This is a genomic window from Streptomyces sp. HSW2009, from assembly GCF_040240285.1.
In the GTDB taxonomy this organism is placed as follows: domain Bacteria; phylum Actinomycetota; class Actinomycetes; order Streptomycetales; family Streptomycetaceae; genus Streptomyces.
In genome coordinates, this window is record NZ_JBEHZD010000472.1 from 1 (window position 1) to 6,356 (window position 6,356).

At 71.1% G+C, this 6,356-nt stretch carries 4 protein-coding genes; all 4 read right to left on the reverse strand.

The genetic code is table 11. The features are described from left to right. On the reverse strand, positions 1 to 453 hold a 453-nt coding region (locus tag AAHZ94_RS26535; RefSeq protein ID WP_349995853.1), incomplete at its 3' end, for a hypothetical protein. 149 nt (positions 454 to 602) lie between these two features. Further along, positions 603 to 1,367: an alpha/beta fold hydrolase gene (locus AAHZ94_RS26540; protein WP_349995855.1), complete on the reverse strand. Its 765-nt coding sequence runs from the start codon at positions 1,365 to 1,367 to the stop codon at positions 603 to 605. Positions 1,368 to 1,943: 576 nt separating this feature from the next. Further along, positions 1,944 to 4,616, reverse strand: coding sequence for an FG-GAP-like repeat-containing protein (locus AAHZ94_RS26545; protein WP_349995856.1), 2,673 nt, complete (start codon positions 4,614 to 4,616; stop codon positions 1,944 to 1,946). Between the two features lie 509 nt (positions 4,617 to 5,125). Then, positions 5,126 to 6,349, reverse strand: coding sequence for an LLM class flavin-dependent oxidoreductase (locus AAHZ94_RS26550; RefSeq protein ID WP_349995857.1), 1,224 nt, complete (start codon positions 6,347 to 6,349; stop codon positions 5,126 to 5,128). Between the last annotated feature and the right edge of the window lie 7 nt (positions 6,350 to 6,356).

A 6,356-nucleotide genomic window follows, 5' to 3' on the forward strand; every position in this document is an offset into this window, starting at 1 on the left:
GTTAATGATGGACTTCGGGGCCTTGGGGCCAGACCTCTTGCTCTTGTCGTAGAGGTGAATCACCGCCGTGAATTTATCATTCCTGGAACCTGCGATCATTTCCAGGCTTCGGCTCGGGCTCTCATCCGGGCCGTACTTCTCGACGCTCCATCCCCTGCCGGGAAGCTTCTCCCTGAGGTTCTCCATGCCCTGCCTCAGGTCCTGGATGGGGACGTCCCAAATGGACCAGAAGTAAATGATCCTGTAGTACTTTTCGATGTCCTTCCCGGCGCACTCTGCGGTGAGGGGTCCTGGCTTGGTCACCTTCCCTTTTACGCCGGCCGCATCGAAAATGTCGCTCGCCAGTCGTGCTGCCTCGTTTTTTGTGTCGGAGGCGCGGCGTACTTCGGCCGGCGATGTCGAATCGCCTTTTTCTGATAGGTCCATCCAGAGCCCGCCCGCCAGAACTGTCACGACCGTGAGTGCCGCGATGCCAGTGCGTGTGCGAATGGGTCGGTATAAGCGAGATAAGCCAGTCAGCTTCTTGTTCTTTATGGTGGTCCTCCATGGCTAGACGGGCCCGCATCGGTCGCGTTGCCCCCGCGGTCGATCCGCCACGTCCCTCACTTCCTGCCTTCCGCCAGGAAACCCCCCACCACAGCCGCGAACCGCTCCGGCGCATCGTGATGGGTGACGTGGCCCGTGGGGAGTTCTACCAGGCGGGCGTTGGGGGCGCGGGTGGTCATGGCGTGGGCGTGGGGGGAGGGCAGGACGTCGCTGTGGGCGCCGCGGATGAGGAGGGTGGGGCAGGAGACGGACGTCCAGTCGGACCAGTGGTTGCCGTTGAGGGCCTGTTGGGAGGCGAACGTGTCGTCGATGTCGAAGGAGAAGCCCCAGCCGCCCGCCGTCTGCCGGAAAGCGCACTCCAGATAGGGGGCCGTCGGGCCGAGCGCCTCGACCAGGGCCGCCCGGGTCGGGGCGGTGCGGGGGAGGGCCAGCGTGAAGGACCAGCTCAGGTCCAGGTCAGCGCCGATGTCTTCGACGATCAGGCGGCTGACCCGGGCCGGGTGGCGGGCCGCGAACTGGTAGGCGTTCACGCCGCCCAGGGAGTGGCCGATGAGCGGTACGGGGCCGAGCCCCAGCCACTGGTGGAAGGCGAGGACGTCGGCCACGTAGTCGTCCCGCGCGTACCGGGTGGCGCGGTCGGATTCGCCGTGGCCGCGCTGGTCAAGTGCGATCAACCGCCAGCGCGGTGCGAGCGCCGCGGCGAGGGGCGCGAACGCCGCCGCCTCGTTGTAGTGCCCGTGCAGGGCGAGGAACGGGCTTCCCGGGCCGCCGAAGTCCAGATAGGACAGCTTCCGCCCGCCCACGGTGAAGGAGCTTCGCATGGCGTCGAGCGTAGGGGGAGGCGCGGTCGGGTGTGTGTGGTTCGCCCGGCCGGTAGGTCGCTCACGCGGTGGTTCCGCTGGCCGGGTGGGGGCGGCCGGCGCCCTGCCGTACCGCCATTCCGCCCCGTACCAAAGCCCCCAACGGCCCAAAGCCTCCAACGGCCCAAAGCCCCCAACGGGCCAAAGCCCCCAACGGCCCGAAGGTCCCACAACCCGGCGGTCTGAAGGCCCGAAGGCCTCAGAGTCCAACGGCCCGAAGGCCCCAGAGTCAAGCGGTCTGAAGACCCCACACCCCGGCGGCCTGAAGGCCCGAAAGCTCCACAGTCCTGCGGCCCGGGGGCCAGAAGCCCCCACGGCTCAAGCCTCGACGGCCTCAAGCCCCCACAGCCGTACGGTCGTTGCCCATCCGTGCGGCCCCCTCCGCCGCACGCCACGGGCAACACCCCGTACGCAGCCGGTTGCGACCCGTTGCGGGTCAACTGGCAGGTGCAACAGTGTAGTTGAAGCATGAACGCCAGCAGCCGCCGGGCCCCCCCCCCCCGCCCCCCCCCGGGGGGGGGGCGCCCACGGGGCGCGTCAGGGGTGGAACTTGGTGAAGAAGTCCGGGCTCAGTTGGTTGAGCCAGGCGTGCGTGACGCCGGTCCAGCCGATGCGGAGGAAGTCGGCCTTGCCGTCGCCGTCGATGTCGGCCAACTGGACGTCCTTCGGCGGCACCTCGCCGTCACCGGCGATCCGGCCGATGTCGCGGTACGTGCCGTCCGCGCCCTGCGCGCCCTCGTTGATCCAGGCCCTGGCGCCGCCCCTGGCCGTGATCAGGACGCGGTCGGCGCGCCGGTCGCCGTTGATGTCCGCGTACCGGATCTGCCGGGGGTTCTCCAACGCGCCGCTGATCCGCGTCGGCGCGGTCCAGTCCAGGTGCTTCTTGCCGTCCTGCTCCTGGAGGCCACGGTTGTAGGCGGCCGTCGTGCTGCCGTCCGGCTCGATCAACAGGTAGTCGTCGCGCCCGCCGCCGGTGACGTCGGCGAACCGGATCTGGGTCTTCGGGTTGATGGTCAGCCGGTCGCCGGTGGAGCCCTTGGTGAAGACGCTGGCCACCCCGTCGTACGGCTTCATGCACAGCCGCGAGCCCGCGGGGTTCGCCGCGTCCCAGGTCTTGAGGTGCACCTTTCCGTCGAGCTCGACGACCATGCAGTCGGGGAAGCCGTCCCCGTCGACGTCGCCGAAGCGCAGCATGTTGCCCACCGCGCCGGGCGCCGGCTGGTACGCGTTCTCGCCCTCGACGAACGGCGTCCACTGGCGACCCGAGGGGCCGCTGTTCCACCAGAAGCGGATGCGCTGCTGGTCATCAACCGTCACGAACTCGGCCTTGCGGTCCTTGTTGATGTCGACCATCCAGAACCGGCTGGACGAGGGGAACTGCTGCTTCTGGATGACGCCGCGGTCGTCCCAGCCGGGGCCCAGCCGGTTCGACTCGCCCGTGCCGCCGTCGCTCCCCGCGCCGTGGTCTTCGAGGCCGCACGGATGGGAGCCGGCGTCGGGCGCCTGCGGGCCGGGGCGGCCGATCCAGCCGTCGTCGTGGGCCGCGCGGGCCGCCTTCCCGAAGGCGTCACCGATCTTGCGGTAGCCGTCGTCGGTCGGGTGGATGCCGTCGCCACTGACGTCGCCCGCGTTCAGCGCGGACACGTCCGCGTACTTGACGTGTTCGCCCTCGCCGGCGAGCCGGTCGACCAACCCCGGGATCTTGGCGGTGAACGCCTTGCCGCGCGCGTCGGTGCCGGCGTCGCGGAACGGCTGCATGCCCGCCACCAGGACGGTGACCCCCGGCGAGTCGGTCAGCACCTGCCGCACCAGGGATTCGAGCCGGCCGATCGCGCCGTCCATCTGGTAGTCCTGGATGACATCGTTGCCGCCGGCGAGCAGGGTGATGACATTGGGCCGGTAGGTCTTGACCGCGCACTCCGCCTTGCCGGCGATGTGGCTGATCCGGTAGCCGGGCCAGCCCTCGATGTCACGGTCGCGCATGGTGCCCACCCGTACCGAGCCGACCCAGTCCACCTCGTCGGCCACGGTCAAGAACGCGTCGTCGGCGACCCGCCGGTAGCCGTTGCCGTCCGAACTGACCTCGCCGAAGGTGGTGGACGAGCCGAGCCCCATCACCCGCCACCGCACGGGCTCGCTCGGGTCGGGTGGGGCGATGCCGCGGTACGGGTTCCAGGTGTAGTCCAGGTCGGCCTTGGCGGGCTTGCCCGGCCAGTTGAAGTAGTTGAAGACCAGTTCGGCCGGGTTGGTGGCGAGGAAGCCCTTGCCCGGCAGGTCGTCCTTGTCGTCCCAGGCCCACGGCGCGCTGGCCGCGTCCACGTTGCACGACGCCGCGCCGCTGCCCTCGCCGCACGCGGCGCCGTGCGGGTTGGGCCCGTCGTCGCCGGCGAAGTTGGTCGGCTTGGCGAACAGCGAGGTGGTGTTGCGGCTGTCCCACATGCCGCCGTCGGCGAACACGTCGACCAGGGTGTACTGCACGTCCCGGTCGTTGGGTCCGGTCGGCTCCTCCGCCGTGTCACCCGGTACGTACAGGACGCCGTCGCCCTTCTCGTACTGTTCGCGCACCCGGTCCCGGGCGCTGAACGACCACGCCGCATGGGTGTTGGCCTGCTGTGCCGTCCACGGCCGCAGGTGTCCGTCCCCGTGCGGGCTCTTCTTGAGGTCGAGGTCGCCGTCGATGTTCTCGGCCCCCGACGTCCAGTCGCTCTCGTCGGGCACGTACGAGTAGAAGTCCGAGTGCGACACGGTGATCGCGGCCTTCAGCGTGCCGTACCGGGAACTGTCGCGCTGCACGACGACGAGCACACCCTCGGTGTCGTTCTCGTGCTCGCTGAGGTCCTCCTGGTAGTCCTCCAGGGACCCGTCCGCCCAGTCGCGGGGGTGGAAGTAGGTGTAGAGGAGGTAGGAGAAGCCCTTGGTCTGGACGACCGAGTAGTAGACGTGCGCGGGCAGCGGGTGCTCGCCGGTGTTCTCCCAGTTGTTGCGCCCGTTGATGTCGCCGTCGAAGTCGTACGAGGTGATGTAGTCGGACTTGCCGCCGAGGCTGGTCGCGCCGCTGGTGTCGACGTCCTGGAAGTGCACCGGGGCCCACCACTCGGCGAGCGCCGCCCGGTCCTGTGCGGGGGAGGCGGTGGCCGGGCTGGGCTCTGCGACGGCGACGCACCAGGTCGCGGCGAGCATCGCTAGGACGACCCCCAGGCGGATGCCCAACCTGGCTCCCAGCCTGGCCCTCAGGCTGACTCTCCGCACGGCTCCCGGGCCGGGCCCCAGGCTGGCTCCCACCCTGGCCCCCACGGTGGACGGGGAGTTGGGTCTGTGGCGTGGTGGCACGCGGTATCGGCTCGACAACACTGTTCCTCCCGAAACGGTGGACGAGCACCACGTGCCGTGCCGTGCCGAACCGGGGTACGGGCCGAGGGCAGGGCGCGCGGTGCGGGGCGAAGACCACCGCTCAACACGGCTGGCCCTGCGCGGAGTTTAGGCGCGGGGGCGTGCGACTGGCCGGCCCGTGCGCCGGCCAAGAGCTGCCCGGGGCGGGCACGGGGAAGCGGTACGACGCGCGCGGCAGCGGAACCGGCGATGAGTGCCGGGCATTGCGCGAAGTAGCAGGCCAGGGCCGGTGCGGGGCCCGGCGGGCGGCCCCGTTGCCGAGCCGCCCGCCAGGTTCGTCGCCGCTGGGTCCGCCTACCGCGGCGCCCGAATCCGCGGAGGCGTCGCGATCATCGGGCGTCCGATGCCGAAGTGGTGGCTGGTGTCGGTGTGGATGCCGGTGCTGGTACGGGTGCGGCTTCTGGTGCCGGTACGGGCGCGGTCTCGCCTGCCGCGGGCCGTGCGGCCGGGCCCGCGGCAGGGTGGGACCACAGCCCCCGCGCGGCCAGCAGCGGCAGCACGCCCTCGCCGAACCAGTACGCCTCCTCCAGGTGCGGGTAGCCGGAGAGGACGAACTCGTCGATGCCCAGCCGGTGGTACTCGACGATGCGGTCGGCGACCTCCGCGTGGCTGCCGACCAGCGCGGTGCCGGCGCCGCCGCGCACCAGACCGATGCCGGCCCACAGGTTCGGGTGGATCTCCAGACCTGCGGGGTCGCCGCCGTGCAGCGCCAGCATCCGCCGCTGGCCCTCGGACTCGCTGCGGGCCAAGCCGCGCTGCACGGCCCGTACGGTCTCCGCGTCGAAGCCGTCCAGCAGGCGCTGCGCCTCGGCCCACGCCTGCTCGGAGCGCTCCCGCGTGATCACGTGCAGCCGGATGCCGAACCGCAGGTCGCGGCCCTCGCGCGCGGCGAGCGCCCGTACCCGGGCGATCTTCTCGGCGACCTGGGCGGGCGGCTCGCCCCAGGTCAGATAGGTCTGCACATGGCGGGCCGCGACCTGGCCGGCGGCCGGCGACGAGCCGCCGAAGTAGATCTCCGGCACCGGCTCTGGCACCTGGGTCAACCTGGCCTGCTCGACCCGTAGGTGGTCGCCGGCGAAGTCCACCTCGCCGCCGCGCCACAGGGCCCGGACGATGTGCAGGAACTCGTCGGTACGGGCGTAGCGGGCGTCCTTGTCCAGGAAGTCGCCGTACGCGCGCTGCTCCCGGCTCTCGCCGCCGGTGACGACGTTGAGCAGCAGTCGGCCGCCGGTCTGCCGCTGGTAGCTGGCTGCCATCTGGGCCGCCAGCGTCGGCGACAGGAAACCGGGCCGGAAGGCGACCAGGAACTTCAGCCGCTCGGTGTGTTGGCTGACCATCGCGGTGGTCAGCCAGGCGTCCTCGCACCAGGCCCCGGTCGGCGTCAACGCACCGAGGAAGCCCAGGTCTTCGGCGGCGCGGGCGATCTGGGTGAGGTAGCGGACGGTCGGCGGGGGGGGGGCGCCCCGCCCCCCCGCCCCCGGGCCGGCGCGCCGCCCCTGCTGCCCGAGCGGCCCAACTCGCAGTACACGGCGCCGGAGATGACCGCCGCCCACCTGGCCG